This is a genomic window from Bacillus canaveralius, assembly GCF_002860125.1.
In the GTDB taxonomy this organism is placed as follows: Bacteria; Bacillota; Bacilli; order Bacillales; family Cytobacillaceae; genus Bacillus_BJ; species Bacillus_BJ canaveralius.
The window spans coordinates 12,510-38,066 of sequence record NZ_PGVA01000016.1 but is presented as its reverse complement, the minus strand read 5'-3'; the positions used below and the strand labels follow the sequence as shown (position 1 = coordinate 38,066).

At 41.5% G+C, this 25,557-nt stretch carries 28 protein-coding genes; 11 read left to right on the top strand and 17 right to left on the bottom strand.

What is annotated here, in order from left to right; translation table 11 throughout:
• Nucleotides 1-13 precede the first annotated feature (13 nt).
• The 7 genes from CU635_RS08485 to CU635_RS08455 all read right to left on the bottom strand — a co-directional run bounded on the left by CU635_RS08485 (nt 14) and on the right by CU635_RS08455 (nt 7,322).
• The gene (locus CU635_RS08485) at nt 14-1,018 is read right to left on the bottom strand and encodes an ABC transporter substrate-binding protein (RefSeq protein ID WP_245917384.1); all 1,005 of its coding nucleotides are present in this window, start codon (nt 1,016-1,018) and stop codon (nt 14-16) included.
• Nucleotides 1,019-1,041: 23 nt separating this feature from the next.
• On the bottom strand, nt 1,042-1,887 hold the full coding sequence (locus tag CU635_RS08480) for an ABC transporter permease (protein ID WP_101576857.1): 846 nt from the start codon (nt 1,885-1,887) through the stop codon (nt 1,042-1,044).
• Nucleotides 1,887-2,714, bottom strand: a complete 828-nt coding sequence (locus tag CU635_RS08475; RefSeq protein ID WP_245917382.1) for an ABC transporter ATP-binding protein — start codon at nt 2,712-2,714, stop codon at nt 1,887-1,889. Before CU635_RS08475 ends, CU635_RS08480 begins: the two co-directional genes overlap by 1 nt.
• A 215-nt stretch (nt 2,715-2,929) precedes the next feature.
• The gene (locus tag CU635_RS08470) at nt 2,930-3,691 is read right to left on the bottom strand and encodes a GntR family transcriptional regulator (protein ID WP_180956538.1); all 762 of its coding nucleotides are present in this window, start codon (nt 3,689-3,691) and stop codon (nt 2,930-2,932) included.
• A gap of 125 nt (nt 3,692-3,816) precedes the next feature.
• Nucleotides 3,817-5,376, bottom strand: coding sequence for a fatty acid--CoA ligase family protein (locus CU635_RS08465; protein ID WP_101576852.1), 1,560 nt, complete (start codon nt 5,374-5,376; stop codon nt 3,817-3,819).
• 208 nt (nt 5,377-5,584) lie between these two features.
• A complete protein-coding gene (lplA, locus tag CU635_RS08460; protein WP_101576850.1) occupies nt 5,585-6,574 on the bottom strand; it encodes a lipoate--protein ligase in 990 nt (329 codons plus the stop codon).
• 16 nt (nt 6,575-6,590) lie between these two features.
• Nucleotides 6,591-7,322: an MBL fold metallo-hydrolase gene (locus CU635_RS08455; protein WP_101576848.1), complete on the bottom strand. Its 732-nt coding sequence runs from the start codon at nt 7,320-7,322 to the stop codon at nt 6,591-6,593.
• 215 nt (nt 7,323-7,537) lie between these two features.
• Here CU635_RS08455 and yhfH point away from each other — a divergent pair, with 215 nt between their 5' ends.
• Entirely contained in the window at nt 7,538-7,672 is a 135-nt protein-coding gene (yhfH, locus tag CU635_RS08450) for a protein YhfH (protein WP_101576846.1), read from the top strand.
• 144 nt (nt 7,673-7,816) lie between these two features.
• On the opposite strand, the gene hemY is transcribed toward yhfH, so the two are convergent.
• The 3 genes from hemY to hemE form a co-directional block, all read right to left on the bottom strand.
• On the bottom strand, nt 7,817-9,256 hold the full coding sequence (gene hemY, locus CU635_RS08445; RefSeq protein WP_180956536.1) for a protoporphyrinogen oxidase: 1,440 nt from the start codon (nt 9,254-9,256) through the stop codon (nt 7,817-7,819).
• Nucleotides 9,257-9,284: 28 nt separating this feature from the next.
• The gene (gene hemH / locus CU635_RS08440; RefSeq protein WP_101576845.1) at nt 9,285-10,217 is read right to left on the bottom strand and encodes a ferrochelatase; all 933 of its coding nucleotides are present in this window, start codon (nt 10,215-10,217) and stop codon (nt 9,285-9,287) included.
• A gap of 89 nt (nt 10,218-10,306) precedes the next feature.
• On the bottom strand, nt 10,307-11,353 hold the full coding sequence (hemE, locus tag CU635_RS08435; RefSeq protein ID WP_101576843.1) for a uroporphyrinogen decarboxylase: 1,047 nt from the start codon (nt 11,351-11,353) through the stop codon (nt 10,307-10,309).
• Between the two features lie 255 nt (nt 11,354-11,608).
• On the opposite strand from hemE, the gene CU635_RS08430 reads away from it, so the two are divergent.
• The 3 genes from CU635_RS08430 (at nt 11,609) to CU635_RS08420 (ending at nt 15,167) form a co-directional block, all read left to right on the top strand.
• Complete coding sequence (locus CU635_RS08430) at nt 11,609-12,127, top strand: antibiotic biosynthesis monooxygenase family protein (protein WP_101576841.1); 519 nt, start codon at nt 11,609-11,611, stop codon at nt 12,125-12,127.
• A gap of 274 nt (nt 12,128-12,401) precedes the next feature.
• The gene (locus CU635_RS08425) at nt 12,402-13,802 is read left to right on the top strand and encodes a hypothetical protein (protein WP_101576880.1); all 1,401 of its coding nucleotides are present in this window, start codon (nt 12,402-12,404) and stop codon (nt 13,800-13,802) included.
• Between the two features lie 159 nt (nt 13,803-13,961).
• Nucleotides 13,962-15,167, top strand: a complete 1,206-nt coding sequence (locus CU635_RS08420; protein WP_101576839.1) for a M20 family metallopeptidase — start codon at nt 13,962-13,964, stop codon at nt 15,165-15,167.
• A gap of 156 nt (nt 15,168-15,323) precedes the next feature.
• Here the strand turns inward: CU635_RS08420 and CU635_RS08415 are convergent, their stop codons facing one another.
• Together CU635_RS08415 and CU635_RS08410 are read right to left on the bottom strand one after the other, a co-directional pair.
• Entirely contained in the window at nt 15,324-16,538 is a 1,215-nt protein-coding gene (locus tag CU635_RS08415) for an ABC transporter permease (RefSeq protein WP_101576836.1), read from the bottom strand.
• The gene (locus tag CU635_RS08410) at nt 16,531-17,271 is read right to left on the bottom strand and encodes an ABC transporter ATP-binding protein (protein WP_101576834.1); all 741 of its coding nucleotides are present in this window, start codon (nt 17,269-17,271) and stop codon (nt 16,531-16,533) included. The genes CU635_RS08415 and CU635_RS08410 overlap by 8 nt, the downstream gene beginning before the upstream one ends.
• Before the next feature lie 446 nt (nt 17,272-17,717).
• On the opposite strand from CU635_RS08410, the gene CU635_RS08405 reads away from it, so the two are divergent.
• The 3 genes from CU635_RS08405 (at nt 17,718) to CU635_RS08395 (ending at nt 20,227) form a co-directional block, all read left to right on the top strand.
• Nucleotides 17,718-18,137: an HIT family protein gene (locus CU635_RS08405; protein ID WP_101576831.1), complete on the top strand. Its 420-nt coding sequence runs from the start codon at nt 17,718-17,720 to the stop codon at nt 18,135-18,137.
• Nucleotides 18,138-18,355: 218 nt separating this feature from the next.
• Complete coding sequence (gene serC / locus CU635_RS08400; protein ID WP_101576828.1) at nt 18,356-19,435, top strand: 3-phosphoserine/phosphohydroxythreonine transaminase; 1,080 nt, start codon at nt 18,356-18,358, stop codon at nt 19,433-19,435.
• 264 nt (nt 19,436-19,699) lie between these two features.
• A complete protein-coding gene (locus CU635_RS08395; RefSeq protein ID WP_101576825.1) occupies nt 19,700-20,227 on the top strand; it encodes a tryptophan transporter in 528 nt (175 codons plus the stop codon).
• Nucleotides 20,228-20,374: 147 nt separating this feature from the next.
• Here CU635_RS08395 and yhzF read toward each other — a convergent pair whose 3' ends face one another.
• A complete protein-coding gene (yhzF, locus tag CU635_RS08390) occupies nt 20,375-20,563 on the bottom strand; it encodes a membrane protein YhzF (protein WP_101576823.1) in 189 nt (62 codons plus the stop codon).
• Nucleotides 20,564-20,799: 236 nt separating this feature from the next.
• Between yhzF and CU635_RS08385 the strand changes: the two genes are divergently transcribed.
• From CU635_RS08385 to CU635_RS08375, 3 genes are all read left to right on the top strand, one after another.
• Nucleotides 20,800-21,171, top strand: coding sequence for a YtxH domain-containing protein (locus CU635_RS08385; RefSeq protein ID WP_101576820.1), 372 nt, complete (start codon nt 20,800-20,802; stop codon nt 21,169-21,171).
• A 255-nt stretch (nt 21,172-21,426) separates the two neighbouring features.
• Complete coding sequence (locus CU635_RS08380; protein WP_101576818.1) at nt 21,427-22,005, top strand: HTH-type transcriptional regulator Hpr; 579 nt, start codon at nt 21,427-21,429, stop codon at nt 22,003-22,005.
• Nucleotides 22,006-22,317: 312 nt separating this feature from the next.
• Nucleotides 22,318-22,500, top strand: coding sequence for a hypothetical protein (locus CU635_RS08375; RefSeq protein WP_101576816.1), 183 nt, complete (start codon nt 22,318-22,320; stop codon nt 22,498-22,500).
• 57 nt (nt 22,501-22,557) lie between these two features.
• Here CU635_RS08375 and CU635_RS08370 read toward each other — a convergent pair whose 3' ends face one another.
• Both CU635_RS08370 and CU635_RS08365 read right to left on the bottom strand, forming a co-directional pair.
• Nucleotides 22,558-22,647: a YjcZ family sporulation protein gene (locus CU635_RS08370; protein ID WP_101576814.1), complete on the bottom strand. Its 90-nt coding sequence runs from the start codon at nt 22,645-22,647 to the stop codon at nt 22,558-22,560.
• Nucleotides 22,648-22,703: 56 nt separating this feature from the next.
• Nucleotides 22,704-22,787: a YjcZ family sporulation protein gene (locus CU635_RS08365; RefSeq protein WP_101576812.1), complete on the bottom strand. Its 84-nt coding sequence runs from the start codon at nt 22,785-22,787 to the stop codon at nt 22,704-22,706.
• A gap of 310 nt (nt 22,788-23,097) precedes the next feature.
• Here CU635_RS08365 and CU635_RS08360 point away from each other — a divergent pair, with 310 nt between their 5' ends.
• Nucleotides 23,098-23,973, top strand: a complete 876-nt coding sequence (locus CU635_RS08360) for a peptidylprolyl isomerase (RefSeq protein WP_101576810.1) — start codon at nt 23,098-23,100, stop codon at nt 23,971-23,973.
• Between the two features lie 188 nt (nt 23,974-24,161).
• On the opposite strand, the gene CU635_RS08355 is transcribed toward CU635_RS08360, so the two are convergent.
• Together CU635_RS08355 and yhaM are read right to left on the bottom strand one after the other, a co-directional pair.
• Nucleotides 24,162-24,353: a sporulation YhaL family protein gene (locus CU635_RS08355; protein ID WP_180955564.1), complete on the bottom strand. Its 192-nt coding sequence runs from the start codon at nt 24,351-24,353 to the stop codon at nt 24,162-24,164.
• Nucleotides 24,354-24,541: 188 nt separating this feature from the next.
• Nucleotides 24,542-25,486, bottom strand: a complete 945-nt coding sequence (yhaM, locus tag CU635_RS08350) for a 3'-5' exoribonuclease YhaM (RefSeq protein ID WP_101576808.1) — start codon at nt 25,484-25,486, stop codon at nt 24,542-24,544.
• Between the last annotated feature and the right edge of the window lie 71 nt (nt 25,487-25,557).

The window sequence follows — 25,557 nt, the reverse complement described above, 5'->3', positions numbered from 1 at the left end:
CACCTCCTCCTTGTCATTCACCAGGAATAAACTCTGAATTCACAATATCTTCATACTTCATTTCGTTTTTTATATTTCCTACAAATTTCTGCATATCGATAGCTGTTTTAAAAGCTTCCGTAGTAATCTCGACATTTTCCGGATAAACGTTGCTGTCAATCATACGTTGAACAGCTTGATCAATAACGTCTCCGTCCAGTTCCGGAAACTCTTTTTTAGCTACTTTCTTTGCAGTTTCCGGGTCTTTATGGATTAGTTTTAGAGATTCGTCCATAGCTTTTACAAATCGTTTTACTAGCTCAGGATTTTCATCGATGATTTTTTGAGACGTATTGAAAGTAGAGAATGCATAGTCGGGATATTCTTTTGTGAAATCGTAAACTAATTCCAAACCTTCAGCTAAGCCCTGCTCTACCTGTGGCTGATAAGCGACCGCAATATCCGCTTCCCCTGCCAGTACGGGGCCCAGTTCAGATCCGTTTTGGACTTCAGTTACTTTTACATCGTTTTGATAATCAAGTCCGTTATCTTCGAGCAAGCGTTTGAGTAGCGTATTCGATGTGCCTGGAGCTAACCCGACGATGATTCGTTTTCCTTTTAAATCTGCCGGTGAATCAAACACAACATCTTTATTAGCAAGCACCCAGACAGGAGCGCTATTTGCTACTGCACTGACAGCTTTTGCATCGCCGCCTTTTTCATTGGCAAAACCTACGTGCTCCGGACCATGTACTGAAAATTGTGCTTCGCCGGAAAGCACGGACGTCAATGCGGTCGGGCCGGTACCGGCAGAGCGAATATTAGAGATATTTATATTATTTTCTTTAAACACACCTTCATGGAAACCCACATACAGTGGTAAATAAAGAAGAGTGTGGAAGGCCTCTGTTATAAGAACAGTGTCCATTTCACCATCTTTTTCAGCCTGGGCTGAAGAAACTCCTGCGTTACTTCCAGAACAAGCTGACAGAGTCACAACAAGTATAGATAGTAGTGTGATAATCGAATATTTTTTCATTGAAAAATCCCCCATCTGAACTGTTATTGATTTTCACTTTGTTTGTTCATTGCATCCCAAGGAATTAATCGAGACTCCATTTTCGATACAACAACATAAAGAAAGATCGCAACTGCCATTAAAGTTAAGACTCCCACCCAGACAACATTTAAGTTAAATAGATTTCCAGCGACGAAAATCATTCTTCCAAGTCCTTTATCAGAAGAGATAAACTCTCCCCCAATAACAGCAATTAAGGCAAAACCTATATTTAATCGGAATGCGGAAATAATCCAGGGCATGGATGAAGGAAAAACAACCTTTTTAAAAATTTGGCCTTTGGACGCTCCGAGTGATCGCATTAAATTGACAAGATTTGAATCGATTTGATGTGTTCCCTGGTATGCTGAAAGCAACGCCACGATAAACGTAGCAATACCGGCTAAAGCAATCTTCGAGAACATCCCCGAGCCAAACCAAATAATAATCATCGGTGCAAGGGCAATTTTCGGCAGGCCGTTTAAAGCGACAATAAAGGGGTCAATAATTCTTGCAAATGTTGTAGAATACCATAATAGAAGACCGACAACAGAACCTAAAACACTGCCGATAATAAAGCCCATAATCGTTCCATAAACAGTTGCCAGCATATCACTGAAAAGCTGCCCGCTTTGAATAAGACGAACCGTTTCATTTAATATGCCAAGCGGAGAACCCATCAAAAAAGAATTGACCCATTGCAGATAAACTGCCAGTTCCCATATAGCCAATAGAGATAAAACAATTCCCAGTCTTGAAATATTATAAAGCACGATGGGATTGAGCTTCTTTTTCTTTTGCCGGGCTTTTGTTTGAATAATCTTTCCAGTACCGACTTGTGTTAAATCCATTATAACTCCCTCCCAATTTGAATATCTAAATCGGCCCAAATACTTTCAAAAAAATGATTATATCGATGATCGGATCTAGCCTTCATAGCGGAACTGTATTCTTTGGCAAGGCCCACTTCATAGATTTTCTTTACCGAAGTCGGCCTTTGGGTCATAACGGCGACCCGGTCCGACATCGCAATCGCTTCACCTATATCATGTGTAATTAAAACGGCTGTTTTGCCGAAATCTCTTAAAATTCCCAGTATTTCCTCTTCCAGTACTAATCTTGTTTGATAGTCTAAAGCAGAAAAAGGTTCATCCAAAAGAATAATGTCGGGGTCGATTGCCAGGGTGCGAATGAGTGCAACCCTTTGTCTCATTCCTCCCGATAATGTGGAAGGATAGGCGTTCGCAAAGTCGGAAAGTCCATATTTCGCCAAATAGGCCAACCCAATTTCTTCACGTTCCTTCTTTGCTTTCCCCTTTACCTCAAGTCCGAGACTAACGTTGTCGAGGATTGTGCGCCAGGGAAATAATAAATCTTTTTGCATCATATAACCTACATGACCAGTTGAACTCGAAATATTTTCCCCCTTTACCGTTACATGTCCTGCCGACGGTTCCATGAGACCAGAGATAATATTAAACATAGTACTCTTTCCGCAGCCACTCGGACCAATAATACTAATAAACTCCTTTTCTTTAATATCAAGTGTGATATCTTTAATAACCTGAATCACATTATCCTCTTTATCAACAAAATGTTTCTTTATTCCTTGCAATTCAATGGCATGTTCTTCCTTTGTATAGTTTTCAACAGCTTTTGCAGAATTAACTATCATCATTCTTATCACTCCTTATTTTGTTATGATGTCTTTACAACTTAAAATTAAAAAATTCTCATAAGCCATGTCACGTTTTCTAACAACTCTAAATACTTAAACTGAATTATATGTCTCTATTTTTAGGCCGTAAACAATCTTGTTAGATTATTTAACAAGGTTTTTTTAGAAAAAATAAAAAAAGGAGCAAGATCAAAAAGCGTATTATGCTTTTTAGTCTAGCTCCTTTTGTCTATTTGACTATTAAATTGAACATTTGATTGTTCTCTCGTTTGGTCAATTTCGAAGCGAAAATGAGACCCGAGATAAACAACCTTCACTTTTTCCAAAGGCTGGTTATTGTCTGTAAAAACAAGTCCATCCCATAACATTAAAGGCATTCCTTCCGAAATGTTCAATAATTCAGCTTCCGCTTTTGTGGCTGGCACAGCTTGAAATGTTTGTTTTGATCGTGTAGGAAAAATCCCTTTTTGAGCAAATAAAGAATACAGCACCTCAAGATCCTCTTCCAACAGGTTGGGATATGTTCTAACAGGAATAATTGAAGTCCGAATTGCCAAAGGCTTATTATTCGCATACCTTAAACGAACAATCTCAAACACTTCTTCTCCCCGGTCAATGGATAATGTATCTGCCAAGTCCTTTGGCGGGGGATATACCTTCTTTGAAATTAACTTGGCACTATGGTTGAATCCGAATATCTCCATTTCTTCTGCAAAGGTGCGGAATACTGAAGCATTACCTATTATGACAGGATTGGAAACATAGGTGCCCAAGCCTCTTCTTTTCACTAAATACCCCTCTTGGACAAGCTCCGCTAAAGCCTGTCTGACTGTCGGTCTACTAATATTATATTTTTCAGAAAGGTCATGCTCAGTCGGGATTTTATCCCCATTTTTATATAGGCCTTGCTCAATCTGCTTGATTATTGATAGCTTCAATTGAACATACAACGGCAGCCGACTATTTTGTTCAATCATTTTCATACCCCATTTTTTAGTGCTTATTAACTAATCGTATTATAACAAAAGGTGATATGGAATAAATCAACAAAAAGACCAAAACATGATATTTCGGTCTTTTATGTCCTGTTAAAAATTGCAATTTACCTGGATGAGGCGACTTCTTGATTCTTGAGTGCCCTTCTTAAAATTTTTCCGGTTGTGTTTTTCGGAAGCTCCTCAAGAAAAACGATTGCTGATGGGATTTTGTATTTAGCAAGGTGCTCACTGCAATATTCAAACAAGTCCTTCTCAGTCAGCTGCTGATTTTTTGAAACAACATAGCATTTCACTGCTTCTCCTAAATTCGGATCCGGAATCCCTACAACGGCGACCTCGACTACATCCGGATGATTGTACAGAACCTCTTCGACTTCGCGCGGGTAAACATTATAGCCGCCGACCAAAATCATGTCCTTTTTGCGATCGACGATATAAAAATAGTCTTCTTCATCCATCCTTGCTAAATCCCCGGTGTATAGCCAGCCGTCACGAATCGTTACTGCTGTATCTTCAGGCATTTTATAGTAGCCTTTCATTACATTTGGGCCCCTGACGATTAATTCGCCAACTTCGCCAACCGGAACCTCTTCTCCGAGTTCGTTAACGACTTTGTTTTCAACATTCATAATAGACTGTCCAATAGACCCGGGCTTGCGCGGACGGTCGAGCGGGTTAAAGCATGTCACCGGTGATGCTTCTGATAAACCATAGCCCTCCGACAACAGGACATTAAATTTATTCTCAAAGCTTTTTAGCAGGGCAACAGGCATGGAAGCGCCACCAGAAATGCATAAGCGGAGCGACTTCAAGTCATCAGGATTGCCTTCCTCATACTGCAAGAGGAAATTATACATCGTTGGCACGCCCGCAAACACAGTTGGTTGATATTTTCTGGCGAGACGAAAAATCTCCTTCGGGCTGAATTTCGGATCAATTAAGATCGTTGCGCCATTCATGAGCGGTGCATTCAAAGCTACCGTTAAACAAAAGACGTGAAACATTGGCAAAGTGGTAATAACCCGGTCATCCTCATTGATCCGCAGATAGTCACCGCTATCCTTTGCATTTCGGTAAAGATTTTTATGAGTTAGCATTGCACCTTTCGGCTTACCCGTTGTTCCTGATGTATACAGAATGACAGCGACATCCTCTTCCTGAAGATCTGGGCCGGCAAATGAAGGATCACCTGTAGCAACCACTTCTGTAAACGGTTTCAATTTCGGGAATACTGATAAGATTGTTACATCTGTTCCCGCCTGTTGTCCTTGCGGAGTTTCACAGACGATGTATTGCTCCACGTCCGGCAGGTTGTGATGCATTTTTTCAGCAAGCGGAAGCAAAAGATCCAGTGCAACAACGACCTTAACGTCGCCATTTTTCAAAATATAACCAATTTCATCCGGTGTATAAATTGGATTAATCGGAATAACCTTGGCACCAAGCCGAAGTGCACCGTATAGGCTAATTACAAAATACGGTGAATTGCCTAATAGCAGTGCAATATGATCCCCTTTTTTAACTCCAAGCTTTTCAAGTCCCGAGGCAAATTTTGTGACAGCCCCGTCCAATTCGGCATATGTACTGGATTGGTCCATAAAATAATAAGCAGGTTTACTCGCCAGTACCTTTGCAATGTGATGAAGCTGATCTGACAAATTCAACTTAACCCCTCCCCTTTTCAAAAAAATACGAACCAAAAATGAATGGTTATTCATTTTTTGGGCATAAATTTTCTAAATTAATTATATTGAAAAAAAGTTCCCTATTCAAGATTAATCGTCGTACAAATCCAAATTTTCAAACTTTCATACTTATCTTTCAAAATTTTCCATACAAAAACAGTGCCCTGAGGCGGACACTGCTGCTTTCTTAATATACTAAGTTAACAAAGTCTTCTTTTGAAATGTTGCCGAAGTAATGCTGGATGTTTACACCCTCAAGGGCTGCCTCTATGTCTGATTTTCCATACTTGATTCCCGTAAGCTTGTCTTCAATTTCTGACACGTCACCCACTCCGAAGAAGTCTCCATAGATTTTGCAGTTTTCGATGCCGCCCTTATTCACTTCCAGTCTCACATCAATTTGTCCAACTGGAAAGCGATGTGAATGCTGGAGATTAAACTTTGGTGATTTCCCATAGTTCCAATCCCAGTTCCTATAGCGCTCCTCCGAGATTTGATTGATTTTTTTCCAGTCATCCTCCGTCAATTTATATTGTGGAATATCTTCCTCATTACTGAAAATATTTTTCAGGAGCAGGTCTTTAAACTGCTCAATCGAAATTGGATCAGCTAAAAACTCTGAAATATTGGCTACCCTGCTGCGGATTGATTTAATTCCTTTTGATTCAATCTTATCTTTTTTAACATTCAATGCCGAAACGACATGCTCGATTTCAGATTTGAACAGGAGTGTGCCGTGGCTGAACATTCTGCCCCTTGTCGAAAATTGCGCGTTGCCTGAAATTTTCCTGCCCTCCGCAACAATATCATTACGGCCGCTCAGCTCCGCATTTACACCGAGCTTCTGGAGGGCAGCAATGACCGGTTCTGTAAACTTTTTAAAGTTATGAAAGCTCTCGCCATCGTCTTTTGTTATAAAGCTGAAATTTAAATTGCCAAGGTCATGATAAACCGCCCCGCCCCCGGACAATCTGCGCACGACATGGATGCCTTTGCTCTCAACATATTCCGTATTGATTTCCTCGATCGTATTCTGGTTTTTGCCAATAATAATCGATGGTTCGTTTATGTAAAACAGCAAATATGTCTCGTTGATATCGAGATTTTTCAAAGCGTATTCTTCGATCGCCAGGTTAATGCGCGGATCTGTAATTCCCTCGTTATCGATAAATAACATGTCAAAGTCTCCTCTTCTATAAAGTAATCGACAGATTTTCCGACGCTACTAAAATCGGACCATTGAAAACCTCAGCTGCTTCTTCCTTGAGGCGTTGAATATCGCCATAATGAGGCAGATGCGTCAGGATCAGACGTTTAACATTAGCTACAGCCGCAAGTTTTCCAGCATCAAGGCTGTTCATGTGGCCTGCATTTTTTCCATCCTGTTCCTTGTAAAAGTTACACTCGCATAAGAGCAGGTCTGCGTCCTTACTAAACTGCTCCAATTCGTGTTTGTATGACGTATCAGCGGTATATACAAAAACTTTTCCACCAGTTTCAATCCGCATCGCATAGCATGGAACCGGGTGGTCTGTCCGTAAAAAACGGATGCTAAATGGTCCAACTGTCAGCACTTCAGCAGGATGATATTCGACTCCGTTGGTGATGTTTTTATGAGTTAGCTTCGGAAATTCTTGTTCAGACTCAGGCGCATAGATAGGCAGCTCATCCATTTTCTTACCAAGGAAAGATTGAATTAATCTTGCATGCTGCAAAACTCCAATATCTGCAATATGGTCAGCATGATAATGCGACAGGATCACAGAATTTATTTCTTCCGGCTGGATGATATTTTGCAGCTTTGAAAGCACGCCGCTGCCGCAATCGATTAGCAGCTTGAATCCGTTCTCCTCAAGTAAATACCCTGTACTTGCTTCATTTATCTTCGGGTACCCTCCCCAGCAGCCGATTACCGTTAATTTCACTGAACACGCCTCCTAATGACGATTTATTGCTTCTTATTTCATAGTACCAAAAAATCATTACCCTTTTCCATTTCCCGGTTCAACAGATTACATAAGTCATTTTGCTTATTTTATTCTTTTTTTAAATTGTATTGAAACAGTTGTTGACAAAAAACATCTGTTATAATACAATTGAGTTAAATTCAGATTATTTTAAAAATTGGAGGTTAACAGCGATGCTTTTTAACATTATGGAATTCTTCAGAAATTTGCCGCCGAAAGAATGTGCCGAATGCGGAAAAACCATTGACGAGCAACATGAATGCTACGGTAACAAATGTGACCATTGCTTGGGAGTAACCGATATTTAATAGTTTAAGATAATTTACCAGCTTTCTATTTTGGAATATATCATATAAACGAAAAAACCAGCCGTTAGGATGAGCGGCTGGTTTTTTCAGCAATAGTGCTTGCAATCTCTATTATTACAAAATTGTGATACGACAGAATTTCGTTTAAGATTTGACAGCTGTTGTTGCTTCTTCATTAATGGTTAAGTAATCTAAGACCATCTTGACAGCTACTTCGCCCTGGTCAATACAGTCCGGGATACCAAGGCCTTCGAACGAGCTCCCGGCCAGGAAGATGCCTGGGTATTCTGAAGGCATTTGTTCCTTTATCTTTTCAACCATTTGTTTGTGGCCAACTGTATATTGAGGCATTGAATTATTCCATCGTGAAATAATTGAAAATTCCGGTTCGGCAGTGATATCCATCGTTTTGTTTAAGTCTTCGAGGACAATTTTGATGATTTCGTCATCTGACAGGCCAACAACTGCTTCATCCCCTGCTCTCCCTACATAACAGCGGAGCAGCACTTTTCCGTCAGGGGTCGAATGCGGCCATTTTTTATGCGTCCACGTACAGGCAGTAATCGTGTAATCGCTGTTCCGGGAAACGACAAAGCCCGTGCCTTCAATATCCTTTTTTATCGCTTCTTTTGGGAATGCCATCGCAACAGTTGCTACAGACGTGGAAGGCATCTCCTTTAATTCACTAAAAAGGTCATTTCCAGGGAATAACATCGGCACGGCTTGGTGTGGAACCGCCGAGATGATACTGTCGGCGAGAATGATCTCGCCATTATTAAGCTCGATCTCATAGCCGCCCGATTTTTGAATGATTTGTTCAACCCTCATCCCTTTTAAAACTGAACGAGGCTCAAGCTTCGACTCAATAGCATCGACAAACGACTGTAATCCTGAAGAAAAGGTTAAAAACAGTCCATTGCCTTTTTGGCTCGGATTTTTCGGCCTGGCTGGAGTGGCCTTTTTCATTCCCAAAATCAGGCTCCGGTATTTTTGCTCAACCTCATAGAATTGCGGAAATGTGGACATTAGGCTCAAGCGGTCAATATCACCCGCATAAATCCCGGACAACAAAGGCTCGATTAAGTTTTCAACAACCTCATCCCCGAGCCTGCGCCGGAAAAATTGACCGAGGGACTGGTCCTCTGAAGGATTGGAGCGCGGCAAGAAAAAGTCGGCTGCTGCTCTTATTTTTCCCGGGATCGAAAATAAGCCAGTAGTCACAAAGGGGGCAACCTCAGTAGGAATTCCCATAATCGAACCCCCCGGCATCGGATGTAGCCTCTCCTTGACAAGGACATATGATTTTCCAGCGGAATTGTTGATTAATTGATCAGCCATTCCCACTTCTTTTGCAAGCCTTGAAGCACTTTGCTTTCGGCCAAGAAAAGAATCCGGACCCTTTTCAATCACATATCCATCCCTTACAACTGTCTGGATTTTCCCGCCAAGCCTGTGGGAAGCCTCGATTAAGTTGACATCGACTGCCATGTTTTGCTCTCTTGCCTGCTTTTGCAGGTAGTAAGCAGCAGCGAGCCCGGTGATTCCCCCGCCAATAACAGCAACCCTCTTTCTTCCTTGCAACACGATTACATCGCCTTCTTTTCGTATAAAGTTATTTCCCAATATGATGCAGTACGACCGTTGCCAGCGCGTCAATAAATTCAGGCTGCGCATTAGGCATTTCAGGGCGATAATAGCTTGCCCCCACTTCTTCAGTCACGATTTTACATTCGACATCGTTATCAAACAACACTTCCAAATGGTCAGAAACGAATCCGGCAGGAACATACACAAATGCTTTGTAGCCGTGTTCGTTGTAAAGTGCACGCGTTAAGTCCTGGACATCTGGTCCAAGCCATGGTTCCGGTGTGTTGCCGGCACTCTGCCAGCCCACCTCATAATGTTTAACTCCTGCTTGCCCGGCAATCATTTCAGCTGTCTTTTGAAGCTGATTTGGATACGGATCACCCATTTGTAAAATCTTTTCAGGAAGGCTGTGAGCGGAAACAATTAAAACGGCCTTGTCCCGTTCTTCAGCCGCCATCTGCTCAAACGTTTCCTTGACTCTGCTTGACCAATATTGAATGAACTTCGGTTCATCATACCAGCTTTCAACGGAAACAATCTGCGGGCCGCCAAGCTTTTCTGCTTCCTCCTTGGCGCGGCCGTTATATGACTTAATGCTGAAGGTTGAAAAATGAGGAGCGAGCACAATGCTTACTGCTTCTTCAATTCCATCTTCATGCATTTGCTTTACGGCATCTTCAATAAAAGGTTCAATATGCTTTAAGCCTATATACATTTTAAATTCAATTTCATTTTGGATCTCATTTAAATGCTGCGCTAGCTTTTCCGCTTGCTCAAGCGTAATTTTTGCCAGCGGAGATATGCCGCCGATTGCTTCGTACCTGCTCCGCAAATCCTCCAGCATCTCCGGGGATGGTTTTCTTCCTCTGCGAATATGCGTATAATATCTTTCAATATCTTCTTCTTTATATGGGGTTCCGTAAGCCATCACGAGTAAGCCGATTTTTTTCTTTGCCATGTTATCCACCTCTTAAGAAATAAGTCTACAGTCCTCTATTGTGCCAAAAAAAGCTCCGATCACCAAATGAAACGCTTAACAAATGAGGACTAACGGCTCAATTTTGCAGCTGAATATTCATGTACAAAGGCTGTAAGACGCTTTAAAGTCTCGGGATCTACATCTGGAAACACTCCATGGCCGAGATTAAAGATATATCCCGGATGTTCCATGCCAGCATCGAGGATCGCTTGCGCTTTTTCCTCTACGACTTGCCACGGTGCCAGCAAAACTGCCGGATCGAGATTACCCTGGACAGTTTTCGTAATGCCGATTTTTCTCGCTTCTTGAATAGGAAGGCGCCAGTCCAGTCCCACTACATCAACAGGAAGGTCGTTCCATTCAAGGGCAAGATGGCTTGCACCGACTCCGAACATAATAAGCGGCATTCTTTCTTCCTTTAAAGCAGAAAAAATCCTCTGCATGACCGGCTTAATAAAATAACGATAATCTTCTACATTTAAAGCTCCAACCCATGAGTCAAAAATTTGAATCGCTTTGGCACCGGCTTTGATTTGCGATCGGACATATGTAATCACCATCTCACCAAGCTTGTCCATCAGGGCAAACCACGCTTTCGGTTCGGCATACATAAAGGCTTTTGTTTTATTATAATTTTTTGAAGGTCCTCCTTCGATCATATAACTGGCCATGGTAAAAGGTGCTCCGGCAAAACCGATGAGCGGTACCGACAACTGTTGTTCCGTGAGAATTTTAATCGTTTCTAGAACGTAAGGGACATCTTCCTCAGGATTAATTTCACCGAGCTTTTCAACGTCCGCTAACGATTGAATTGGATTGGAAATAACCGGGCCAACCCCCGTTTTAATATCGACATCGACACCAATCGCAGGCAGCGGGGTCATTATATCCTTATATAGTATGGCTGCATCGACATTGTACTGTTCAACGGGCAGCCTCGTGACATAGGCACATAATTCGGGCTGTTGCGTAATTTCAAATAGAGAATATTTTTCCTTCAGTTCTCGATATTCAGGCTGGGAACGGCCGGCCTGACGCATATACCAAACGGGTACATAGTCCGTCTTTTCTCCCGACGCCGCTTTTAAGAATGTTTCATTGACTACTTTTGTCATATACAAATAATCCACCTTTCAAAAACTTCCTGTATTTCATTTTAATATATTATCGGCAAAATAAGAAACAGCAAGAAACGTACATTTTATGAACTGTTTCCAATATAGCGTTTTTCCACTGTTGATGTATAGTTAACGACATTAAATGTCAAAAAAATTGACGTTTTTTTAGGATATAAATCGAGTTTGGTGAATTAATGGGAGGAGAAAGATATAATAAGGAAGGAAGAAAATATCGCATAGAGGTGATCAAGCATGTACTTGTATATGACAACGGGCACGTATGATTTCATGAAGAGCATCAAGGAAAAAAATAGTGGTGAACAGATGTTGCTAATGGAAAATCAGGACAACGCCTTGCTGATTCACGAAACAGAGGGTGAAACAGTTTTCAACACACCGCGCCGCTATGAAGTGATTGATTCGGCAGGGACGTTCGAACATGCAAATTTTGCTGTTTTAAACAATATCCCCGTCACGGATGAAGGCCGTCCCCTATTTGAATACCGTTTCAAAAACCGGGCCCGCAAGATTGAAAATGAACCTGGCTTTGCCGCGATTCGCGTTCTGCGCCCGTTAGATTCGAATACATATGTGATCTTAACACTATGGGAAAACGAGCAGGGCTATAAAAACTGGCAGCAATCAAAAGCATACGAAAAAGCACATGAAAAACGCGGCAGCGAACAAGGCGTGGACAAGCAGCAAATCTTTTCCGGTGCTTCCTATGTGACTACATATGCCGCCCACGAAGAAGAACGTAACGAGGGATGAACGCCGCTTCATCCCTCTTGTTATTCGAATTCCGCTCGTAAATCTCGAATTCCGCTCGTAAATTTGGAGTTCCGCTCGTAAATCTCGAATTCCGCTCGTAAATTTGGAGTTCCGCACTTACTACACCCAGTTTATTCCCCGGCTCCAGCTTAAAGCCGCAAATCTTTTTTACCCCTTCACACCTGTTGAAAAAGTACATATCCTGTATTAAATCCAAATTGGGCAAATACCTATGTTTCGCCTATAAGGATGAACGGAGGGGGCATTAATGGATATGGCCGTTGAACTAACCGCACTTCATTGGATATATGTCAGCTTCATTGTGTTAATTATCGGTTTTATGATCATGCGGCGGGACACAACACTGATTTGTATTGCCGGAATTTTTCTTATCGCGATTACAGCAACCGGCTCGCTTAGCTATTCTGTTAGCAGCATTTTCACCAGTTTTATTTTTGCGATTACTGAATTGCTTTCTACTATTCTCGTTATTTCAATTATTGTGGCGATGAGCAGAACGCTGACGACAACCGGGATTAACGATGTGATGATTTCCCCGTTTGCCAAATTGATTCGCACACCTTCTCTTGCCTACTGGACGATCGGCATTCTGATGATGGGCATATCATGGTTTTTCTGGCCTTCGCCAGCCGTTGCATTATTGGGTGTTGTGCTCCTCCCGGTCGCATTAAGGGTCGGCCTGCCTGCCCTCGGTGTTGCGATGGCGATGAACTTGTTCGGGCATGGAATTGCCCTGTCTGGTGATTTTATCATCCAGGCTGCTCCAAAACTTACAGCCGACGCAGCCGGCCTGCCGGTAAATGCGGTCATTGATGCGAGTATTCCGTTAGTGTTTATTATGGGGATGGTTACCACTGTTACTGCTTTTTATTTTCTGAAACGGGATATGAAAGCAGGCAGGCTCACAGTAGATTCAGAGCATTCCGAACTGCCTGATGCGGATCCGTCAACCAATGATGGTTGTTTACTAACCATAAATCAAAAACGTTTCTTCGCACTGCTTATCCCTGCTTTGTTTGCCCTTGATGTAGCAGCCATGTTTCATTTTAATCTTCAAGGTGGCGACGCTACAGCCTTAATTGGCGGAACCTCGATCGTTATTCTTCTTATCATCACAATGGTCAGCCACAAAAATAAAGGGCTTGAAAAAGCTACCAGTTATATTATTGAAGGTTTTCAATTCGGATTTAAAGTATTCGGCCCGGTGATTCCGATAGCTGCTTTCTTCTATTTAGGCGATGCCGGATTCACAAAAATCATCGGTGATTTCCTCCCAGAGAACTCGCACGGGATCGTAAACGATCTTGGTGTAACGCTTGCTTCGGTTGTCCCGTTAAGCAAAGAAGTGGGTGCCGTAACGTTAACCGCTGTAGGAGCGATCTCCGGCCTCGACGGATCGGGTTTTTCCGGTATATCACTTGCCGGATCAATAGCCAATTTATTTGCTACAGCGATCGGAGCTGGAGCAGCCACGCTAACCGCTCTCGGCCAAATTGCCGCGATATGGGTTGGTGGCGGCACACTCGTCCCATGGGCGCTCATTCCTGCCGCAGCGATATGCAATGTCGATCCATTTGAATTGGCAAGGAGAAATCTCCTGCCTGTAACGATTGGTTTAATTATCACCACCATTGTTGCAATGTTTCTTATCTAGTCAAAGAAAGAGACTGCCTCCCGAAGTGCAGCTCTCTTTCCTTTTAAAAATATTCGGAAACTACTTGTATTTCCAGAAAATACTCTCATTAAAATAACCTTCGACTCTCGAAATGTGTTATAATTGTCTAAAAATTATTTATATTAAGGAGAGATTGTTATGCTGGAAAGCCTGAATGTTAAACTTGCAAGTTACTATGAGGAGATGGTGGAAATCCGGCGTTATTTGCACCAGCATCCTGAACTATCTTTTCAGGAGACAAATACAGCCGAATACATAAAGTCCTTCTATGAAAAACTTGGAATCGAAGTACGAGGCAATGTTGGCGGCAATGGAGTAGTTGCTAAAATATACGGCAGCAAGCCAGGAAAAACAGTTGCTTTAAGAGCGGATTTCGATGCCCTGCCAATTCAGGATGAGAAAGATGTTCCATATAAATCATTGGTTCCTGGAGTTATGCATGCATGCGGACATGATGGCCATACCGCAACATTGCTCGTTCTGGCGAAAAGCCTTCACGAATTAAGAGATGAGTTGGAAGGCGATTATGTCATGATCCATCAACATGCCGAAGAATATGCACCAGGAGGCGCAGTGTCGATGATCGAAGATGGCTGCCTCGATGGTGTGGATGTAATTTTCGGAACTCATTTATGGGCTTCAGAACCAACTGGGACGATCCAATACCGGGTCGGGCCGATCATGGCTGCTGCTGACCGGTTTGAAATATTGGTACAGGGCAAGGGTGGTCATGGAGCCCAGCCTCACCGGACAAAAGATGCTGTTGTCACAGCTTCACAGCTAGTCGTCAACTTGCAGCAAATTGTCAGCCGCAAGGTAAATCCTGTTGATTCTGCTGTTGTAACGGTCGGCTCGTTTGTTGCCGAAAATGCTTTCAATGTAATTGCTGATAAAGCAAAGCTCGAAGGTACGGTGAGAACCTTCAGTGAAGATGTGAGAACTTTCGTTGAACAAGAAATCGAGCGTACGGCAAAAGGCACTTGCTATACAAGCGGCAGTGATTACGAATATTTATTTGAAAGAGGATACCCAGCAGTGATCAACCATGAAGAAGAAACAAACTTCCTGGTTGAAGTTGCTGGCAAAGTTCCCGGTGTTAACCGTGTTGTGGAAACAGAACCACAAATGGGCGGGGAAGATTTCGCTTACTATTTGCAGCATGTGAAAGGAACATTCTTCTTTACAGGTGCACGCCCGGAAACGGAGGAAAATTACCCGCACCACCATCCAAAGTTTGATATTGATGAAAAAGCGATGCTCGTTGCAGCGAAAACTTTAGGAACTGCAGCCGTTGAATATCAATCCGTCAAATTGGAGGCCCCTGTGCCTGAACAAGCGTTATAATGCACTTAAAAACCCATTGGCACTGAAAAATGCCGATGGGTTTTCTAATTTCAGCTATGCGGAGGCGTTCGCAATATTCTGAGCCTATATGCATTCTTAGCAACTGCTCCTAAAAAAACAGGCCAGGACCACCCACTGAATTCATCCAACCTGAGCTTATATCATCTCCAAGCGCTTCTTTGTATAAATGAATACAAAAAAGTAGATAAAACCAATACCGGCTGCAAAGGAAAGCCCGCCAACAAGCCAATCCCCTTTTAGCAGCAGAACGAGACAGAAGGCGATGTTTTGAGCGAAAAGCAACGCCGAAAGAAGAACCTTGAATGAACCTGATCTATATTTCTCTGCTACAGGATACAACTGAACCCACAGTTTATTTTGGTGATGGTTCCATAACGGAAGCAGCTGGAATCCGGTTAAGTATAAAAATAATAAAACGACTGCAACCTGTCCGATTCCAAATGATATTAAATACAGGACTCCTGCTCCAATAATTAATAAGCGCAGAAATAAGCCAAAATAATCGCCTGCCCGTAAAAAGGTTCTCATATAGAGGTGGGTATAGGTTTGTTCCTGCTTAAAAGCCAGTCTGGCCAAGAGCCAGTCAAGCCATTTCCGCCTCTTCACTTTGTCCTTCAATTTGGGTACGTCGGTGAACAGATTGGCAATGCGATAAAACGACGTCATCCGCCTTTCTTCCGATTCAATTAAATACTCCCATTTCAGGCCTTTATCAACTACTTGGATTCGATAATACCAATACAACACCGCCATCAAACCGGCTATGACAATAAGAAAGGGCAGGCCTGCACCGGAAAAGAGCATGTAGACAAACACAGTATTTAAGCTATAGCGAATCGCAGAGTCAGTCCAATGTACTGCTATTTCAACATAGTATTGTATTTTCCAGCGTGCCATCAGGTTCAAGCATTTAACGACCAGCAGGATAAGCAAAAATGCAAAATAGGAGGAAAACTCCCCTTCGTTCACTTGAACATACACCGGCATTACAGCAGCAAGGACAAGGATAAGGAGATAAGTCTGTAAAGCGAAGCTAACCATGATCGACCGTTTAAAATAATCAGCAAGCTTTGTTTCAAGCGGAAGCAAGAAGATTTTATCTGCTTCAAATAAAAACGTATAAATCGGACTATATGTCAGTAATAAACCGAGCAGCACAGCAATAATAATCGAAACAGGATAATCGGCCGGCAGCGCTTTGACCCAGGCCTGATAGTAGTAGGCCGCTGTTCCAAGCAGAAACAGCATAACAATCACGAGATGCCCGTTGAAAATATAGCGAAGGTACCGGCCCATTTCCCTGCTTCTCCGCGAGAACCGCTCTTTCCATAACCGGGCGCCATTAAACATAATCTTCTTCCTTAGTCAGCTGGATATAAAGGTCATCCAAAGTTGCTCCCGGCATCGAAAACTGCTCGCGAAGCTCACCGAGTGTACCTGAGGCCCTGATCTTTCCTTCATGCAAAATCACAAACCTGTCGCAGTACCGTTCAGCCGTTGCCAAAATATGTGTCGACATTAATATCCCGGCACCCGCTTCTTTCATTCTGTTCATTAAATCCAGAAGCGATTGGATACCGAGGGGATCAAGACCTACAAAAGGTTCATCAACAATATATAGGGACGGCTGAACAAGAAAAGCACACATAATCATAACCTTTTGCTTCATCCCTTTGGAAAAATGGGCAGGAAACCATTTAAGCCTTTTTTCCATTCGAAACTCCTTCAGCAGTACATGTTTACGTGCCTTGTATGTATTTTCATCGAGCCCATAGCCCATTGCGGTAATTTTTAAATGCTCTTCAAGCGTAAGTTCATCGTATAAAATCGGGGTTTCTGGAACAAAAGTGAATTGTCTGCGGTAAGCTTCCCGGTCTTGTTTAAACGTCCGGTCGTTAATGGTAATCTCTCCGCTGTGCGCTTCCATCAACCCGATTACGTGCTTGATCGTTGTACTCTTTCCGGCCCCGTTCAGCCCGATCAGGCCGACCAACTCCCTTTCATTGACCTGAAAAGAAATATCTTTTAAAACAGGATTTCTTGTGTAACCGCCTGTCAGATTTTTAATCTCCAAAAGTGCCATTCTGCACACCCTCCTTCTGTGTATGCTAATAGTTTAACAAACATTAAGCATCTTTTAAAAAGCTGACTTCCCGGATAAAAATGACATACTCCAAGGATTTCCGGGCATACTCTTGATGAAGGGGAAACAACTGTTTAGGTGAAATCATTTCAACCAAATGAAATGAGGTGTTGGCTAAAGACTAGAACCTTTTAGTCCATGACTCGAACGTTCCTAAATAAGGGGATCGTGTTTTTGCACACAGTACCGTTCAAAAAACCGGTCCGCTAATCCAGCGCATCATTTTTTTGAAATGAGGTGTTTGTCAAAGACTTTCCTAAACTGAACGTACAATAGAAGCTTTCCCCTTCATTTCGGCAGGATTCCTTGAGAATCCTGCCTTTTACCTTTTTGTCAAAGATTATTATATGATAAAATACGAGAAAAGCCTTGAAAGGGTGTTGGATATGAACGACTGTATTTTCTGTAAAATCATCAATGGCAGTATTCCTTCTGCCAAAGTATTTGAAAATGAACACGTTTTTGCTTTTCTTGATATTAGTCAGGTGACGAAAGGGCATACGCTTGTCATTCCAAAAATACATAAAGAAAACCTGTATGAGCTTACACCCGAAATTGCCGAAAACCTATTTGCTGCAGTCCCGCAAATTGCCAATGCGATTAAAGCAGAATTCGAACCTGTTGGCTTAAATTTATTGAATAATAATGGGGAACTAGCCGGACAATCCGTCTTCCATTTCCATCTCCACCTTCTGCCCCGCTACGGGCAAGGTGACGGCTTTGGTGCCGTCTGGAAAACAAACAATGGTGAATACTCTGCAGAGAACCTGCAAAAAATCGCCACCGGGATTAATAGCCACTTATAGAAATATCTCCTTATGGCATCAGCACGGTACATGCAGAACGCAACCCGCCTCCAGATCTATCGAATGTGTTAAAAAGCGACTGTTCACAATGAACGGAAGCTTTTTTTAAACATTTTTTAAATTGTTCAAATTTTTAGTGTGCTCATCTATTATTTTTGATACGATAGAAACATCTTTATACTTTAGCGTATTACAGTATATACGTAAGGAGGCCCCACATGAAACGAGCTTTGAATTTTAATGCCGGACCAGCCGCCCTACCTCAGGCTGTCCTTGAGAAAGCCCAAAAAGAATGGCTCAATTATCTTGATTCCGGCATGGCTGTAATGGAGCTGAGCCACCGCAGTGCTGAATATGAACAGATTCATGACAGTGCTGACAGACTTCTTCGACGTCTCATGCAAATTCCCGATGATTATGAAGTGCTATTTTTGCAAGGAGGCGCCAGTTTGCAGTTTACGATGGTGCCGATGAATCTGCTCAGAAACGATGAAACGGCTTATTATATTATGACTGGTTCCTGGAGTGAAAAAGCGCTTAGTGAGGCCCGGAAAATCGGGTCAGCCGCCAGTTTAGCTTCCGGAAAAGAAGGAATGTACAAAAACATTCCCTCTATTGAAGCATCAGCTCCCGACGATGCATCCTATGTCCACTTAACAAGCAATAATACAATCTTCGGAACACAATGGCAAACATTTCCGGATCTCTTCAATGCTCCGCTTGTTGCTGATATGTCGAGTGACATTCTTAGCAAACCGATTAACGTCAACCAATTTGGCCTGATTTACGCCGGTGCTCAAAAAAATCTTGGGCCTTCAGGTGTCACGGTCGTGATTATTAAAAAGGACCTGCTTGCCCGTTCAGATGAGAGACTTCCGACGATGCTCAGCTACCAGACGCATGCAAAAAACCGGTCATTGTACAACACCCCTCCTACCCTATCCATTTATTTACTTTCTCTTGTATTGGAGTGGGTCGAGTCAATAGGCGGACTGCCTGCAATAGAAAAGATAAATAGCGAAAAAGCCGAAATCCTTTACGATATTATTGATGAAAGCAACGGATTTTATCGGGGTCATGCGGATCAAGGAAGCCGGTCATTGATGAATGTCACCTTTAAGCTCGAAACCGAAGCAGCGACTGGTGCCTTTCTGGAACAGGCTAAAGAAGCCGGGTTTATCGGCCTGAACGGCCATCGTTCCATCGGCGGCTGTCGGGCCTCGCTGTATAATGCCGTTACGATTGAGCAGGTAAATGAGCTGGCCAAGTTCATGAAAACATTTAGGAAAAATTATTGATTCATATTTCGACTTAGTACACTTCACAATGTAACAAGCCAAACTGAAAAACGAATGTAGTTATCTAAATAAACAGGAATGCCGTAGGAAACAAATAATACTATGTTAATTTTCAATACTGTTCGTTTTTGAAATAAAGAATTGCGTTATGAATCTTTAAACATTAACAATTATATGTTATAATTGGTGCAAGTTTTTCGCTGCAGGCAAAGAGTGCACTGCAGGAGAGACAAAATAGTATAGCCAAGCAGAGGAGAGATTAGGTTGAATACGAAAAATCTTGTAGTATTAGCGTTATTTGTTGGGATAGGTGCAGTATTGCATGCAGTCGTACCTGGATTTATTTTCGGAATGAAGCCGGATATGATGCTTACAATGATGTTTTTAGGAATCATTCTGTTTCCGGATAAGAAAAATGTTCTATTAATCGGAGTCGTAACAGGTGTACTTTCCGGGTTGACAACACAATTCCCGGGAGGATTGCTTCCAAATATCATTGATAAACCCGTAACGGCATTTTTATTCTTCGCGATTTTTCTTGCCTTGACAAAGTACCGAAATTCGATTATCAGTGTTGCTGTAATAACAGCTGTAGGCACAATTATTTCCGGTCTTGTCTTTTTAGGTTCAGCATTTGTCATTGTCGGTCTTCCAGGACCGTTTACTATTTTGTTCGCAACTGTTGTACTTCCGGCTATGGCAATCAATACGGCAGCGATGGTTATCCTATACCCTATCGCAACCGGCATTTTAAAACGCGCAAATTTCATAGAGCAGCCTGTCAGCCAATAATAATTGAAGAGAACTCCCGGGAGTTCTCTTTTTTAATTGCAGAATATCTATTTTTCAACTCAACTGGCCGTTTCGATGTCCAACTCCGACGTGCAGGACATTCTAGCGCCGATGACGCCATAGTTTAAAGTCTTCCAGCACTTTCTATCAAAACAACAACAATAACATTGCAAATGCAAACAGAACCAATCCACCACCCGCCAGCGCTGTTGCCCGGGCCCTTAATACATGCTTTGGCGGATAGGATCCAGGGCGTTGTGATGCCAGTAAATAGTGAATTGCCCCCAAAAACAAAACAGCACTAAGAGCAAAGAAACCAAAACGAATTCCTCCCATCATACTCCCCCCAACGCAAACGATTCGATAATCTCCTAATTATTTATGTATATGCCAAAAAAAATTGCGCTATGAAAAATGGACAGGTTTATTATTGTCATTTAAGTGATAATAAAAGGTATAGAGATATATTTAAAAGAACAGTAAAATATCGGGATAAAAGTACACTAGGAGGATTTTGTAGAACAGTGTAGAAGTATGTAAGGAAACAACACTTTAACTTTGAGGTGAATTGGATGAAGACAAAATCACTTTTGTTAGGATTTTTAGTTGGTGGCGTAGCCGCCGGGATCACTACCCTGTTGGCTGCTCCTGCTTCTGGAAAAACAACCAGAAATTATTTGCAAGAAAATAAAGATTTATTAATGACCAACCTTAAAATTTTGAAAGACGACTTCCTGGACCTGAAGAATTCTGCTTCAATGGCATCCACAGAAGGTAAAGCAGCAATCAGCAGCTTTTCAACGGATGTTAAACATTCAATTGCAGATTGGAAAAATGCGATCAGGCCAAACAAGCAAGAACTGCAAAGGGAAATGAAAAAAATTGAGGAAACCATCAGTGAATTAGAGCTTTCATTCAATCAGCAAAATACTAATCGGGCCTAAGTATAAAACGAAAAACCCTTCTTTTCTAAAAATTCTTCATTAGAAAAGAAGGGTTTTTTTGACTGTGAGCGAAACAAATATATTATAAAAATGGTTGTAAACTTCATAAATATTTTTTCATATCTTTTTTAGGATAAAAATTGTATACTTATTAGTAATAAAGTCATTTTCTAAAAATTTTGCAAATTGTCATCTTTATTAATTTTGTTTTATTGACATAATGATTGAAAGAAATAACAAAGAAGGTGAATTCAAATGACAGAAAACGAATTTTCGATGAAGGAAGCGCTTCTTTTCAGCCAAAGAATCGCCCAGCTCAGCAAGGCTCTTTGGAAATCAATCGAGAAAGACTGGCAACAATGGATCAAACCTTATGATCTCAATATCAACGAACACCATATTTTATGGATTGCTTACCATTTAAACGGAGCGTCTATTTCAGATGTGGCAAAATTTGGCGTAATGCATGTTTCCACCGCATTTAATTTTTCCAAAAAGCTTGAAGAACGGGGCTTCCTTCAGTTTTCCAAAAAAGAAAGTGACAAAAGGAATACATACATCAAGTTAACCGACCAGGGTGAAAATATTTTGCTCAGTCTAATGGAGACGTACCAGCCCGATAAAAACGCTGTGTTTTCCGGTGCCATGCCACTGAAAAAACTGTACGGGAAATTCCCTGACGCCATTGAAATCATGGCCATTGTCCGTAATATTTATGGCGATGATTTTATGGAGATCTTTGAAAAATCATTTAAAAACATTGAAACAGATTTTGTGGATGACGACGGAAAGATTCGTAAAAAAGACCGAATAGAAAAAAAGGAATACGTATAAAACATTGCGATGCGGGGAGAAATCCCCTTTATTTTTTTGGTCCTCATATGGATGGTCCTTGCCTAAAATAAAAATTCATCCGACAATATTTTTGAGATATGGCGAACAAAAAGTTGTTCGATTTTCTATTGATTTTTTTTGCTTTTCATCGTACAGTATGTTAGTAAGTTTCAGGTTCCCATTCATTTGGAGTCTGACATGCCATCATCTGCAAAAACAACTCCCAGTTCCCCAATCACATTGCTATCTTTTTTTTTGATATTTTGATATTGTATTACCAAAGTCTGTACTGAAAGAAGGAGGGAATCTTGGATGATCTCCGCTGTTTTTATTGCGTTTGCTGTCTTTATTGTTTTTTACATTAATAAAATGACCAATTCCCTATGCATCCAAAAAGAAATCCCGGAGGACCGACAGCCAAAAGTATTCCGGACGATTAATATTTTGATCCTGATTTTGCTGACATCTTCTTATTTAGAATTATTGTTTGCTTAATCATACATATGAAAAAACGGCGAGGCTTCTGCCTGCCGTTTTTTCATCTTTGGTATTTTATAGCCAAGCTGCGCCGATTATGACAAGAAGAATGAAGAGGACAACGATCAAAGCAAATCCTCCATAATAACCTGAACTACCGGACATGTACATATTCTCCTTCCCCATGGGCACAATGGATTCTGGCCATCATGCCCGCGTTCTTATAACCAAGCTGCTCCTACAATGATTAACAAGATAAATAAAACAACGATTAACGCGAATCCGCCACCGTAACCTCCACTCATGTTAACACCTCCTTTAGAGTTGCTACACTATACTATTCAAACTATCGGGATAGCGAATAGGCTGGTATCCTGCTTAACCCATTTTTCTTGAACAGGTACTTATTCTTTGGCTCCGCCTGCAATCTTGTTTCCTATTCCTTTTTGTTCCATTTTTATGAAATGCTTTGCTCATGACTGCATGGCTTAATGCTTCTCCCAGTCAAAATCTCTCATTTTTTACATAGACAATAGTTTTTGTGATTAATGTTATTTATGTTATGATAGACATTGTGGAATAGCATCACAAAGAAATTTTTTAGGAGTGTTCAGCATGAATAAATGGATTCTATCCCTTTCTCTTGCAGCAGGGGTTATTGGTTTAAGCGCATGTAATCAAGATGGCGGAGATTCTGCTGCTGTAGTGGAGTCTAAAGCTGGAAATATTACACAGGAAGAGCTTTATAACTCAATGAAAGAAAAACACGGTGAGCAGGCTCTCCAAGAACTTGTCTTTGAAAAGGTTCTATCCGACAAGTATGAAGTATCAGATAAGGAAATCAATAAAAAGGTTGAAGAGGTAAAGGAGCAACTGGGACCCAATTATGAACAGGCCCTTGCCCAATACGGCTATGAGGGTGACGAAGATTTAAAACGTATGTTTAAAATCGGGCTCCTTCAAGAGAAGGCCGCGATGAAAGATGTCAAAGTGACAGATAAAGAACTTCAAGAAGCTTACGATAATTATCGCACTGATATTCGTGCAAGCCATATCCTGGTTGAAGATGAAGCAAAAGCCAAGGAATTAAAAGCGCAGCTGGATGGCGGTGCAAAAATGGCTGATCTTGCCAAAGAACATTCAACTGATCCCGGGTCAAAAGAAAAAGGCGGAGATCTTGACTGGTTCGGACCAGGGAAAATGGTTCCTGAATTTGAGGAAGCAGCCTACGCCCTTGAAGTAAACCAAATCAGTGAGCCTGTCCAAACCCAGAACGGCTGGCATATTATCCAATTGACTGACAAGAAAGAAAAAGAGCCTTTCGAAGACATGAAGAAAGAGCTTGAAACCGAGGTAAAAAGGTCCAAGATTGACCAAGCCGCTATCCAGAAAGCAATGGAGCGCGAGCTTAAGGCGGCAGACGTTGAAATTAAAGACAAAGACCTGGAAAGCATTCTTGACACTCCGGAAGCTCCACCGGCACAAGGATAATTTCAAAAAAAAAGGTTCCCTCGGGAACCTTTTTTTAAATGAATGAATTTCATAAAGCAATTCTTTAACTGAAAAACGAACAGTTATTTAAAATTAAGATAGTATTATTTGTTTCCTATGGCGTACTCCTGTTTATTTAGACAACTTCATTCGTTTTTCGGTTTAGCTTATTACATTGTGAAATTTACTTAAATACCAAAAGATTTTTCATTTGCTTTTCGTTCCTCTTTTGCTTTTTCCAACCGCTCCATGTAGATTTCACCTTCACGTTCAATATCTTCATTTTGCTCGCGGCGCTCCTCTTTTCCGGCCTTGACAGCCATATAAGCGCTGACGACAATGCCGGCAACAACAAAGTAAATCCAAACGGGGATGATCATTACCCAGCCTCCCTTTTAAGTGTTTGTCCAAACTAGACTTTATTTAAAAATATGTTCATCCGCGGAAATTATGCTAGATTTTCTTTTATACTTAATCTTCGTGCCTCTTAAGACTTATTCCAAACACGCTAATTAAATTTCACCAAAAAAATAAGCCGACTGTAATCGGCTTTTCTTCTATGAATCTATTATTTATGGAAAGTTGGTTTATAGAATGAGCGGTTTTCAAGAGCAAATATGCGCTCTGTAAATTCTCCTGGTTTGACCCGAACCAATGCACGGTCAAGCATATTCATTTTTGCATCCAAATTATCGATATGATGCAGAATTTCGGCTTCTTTTATAAGCGGTGCTTTAGGGCTGCCCCATTCCGCTTTGCCATGATGGGAAAGAACTAAATGTTGGAGAATCAGCACTTCTTCACCGCTGATGCCAAGCTCATCAGCAGCTTTGCCGATTTCATTGACCATTATCGTAATATGCCCAAGCAAATTTCCTTCAATCGTGTACACGGTTGAGATCGGACCGGAAAGTTCGATTACTTTGCCGAGGTCATGGAGAATGACACCGGCATAGAGAAGATCCTTATCAAGGCTCGGATATAAGCCTGAGATCATCTTTGCCAGATCAAGCATGCTGACAACATGGTAGGCAAGCCCGGAAACAAATTCATGATGGTTTTTCGTTGCTGCCGGGAATTCAAGAAACGCCTGTTGATGCTTTTTTAACAAATGGCGGGTCACTCTTTGGATATTTGGGTTCTTCATTTCAAAAATATATTGAGTTACCTTGCTCATCATTTCTTCCGTACTAACAGGGGCTGTTTCAAGGAAGTCTGATATTTTCACAGGATCCGCAGGAGACGCCGGACGAATCTGGCGGATTCTTAATTGGCTTCTGCCCCGATAATTTTGGACATCTCCGCTTACTTTTACAATGTTTTGGGCGGCATAGTTTTTTACATCTTCTTCAGAAGCATCCCATAGCTTCGCTTCTATTTCACCGGACTGATCCTGCAAAATTAAAGTTAAAAAGGGCTTGCCATTGCTCGCTATTCCTTTTACAGAGCTTTTGATTAATAGAAATAATTCAACTTGCTCGCCAACATCGAATTGCAGTATACCTCTGTTCATGCCTCCGACGCTCCTTTCTCTAGCCATAGTATATCATAATCACTTTCCATTTCAGATTGAAAATTTAAACT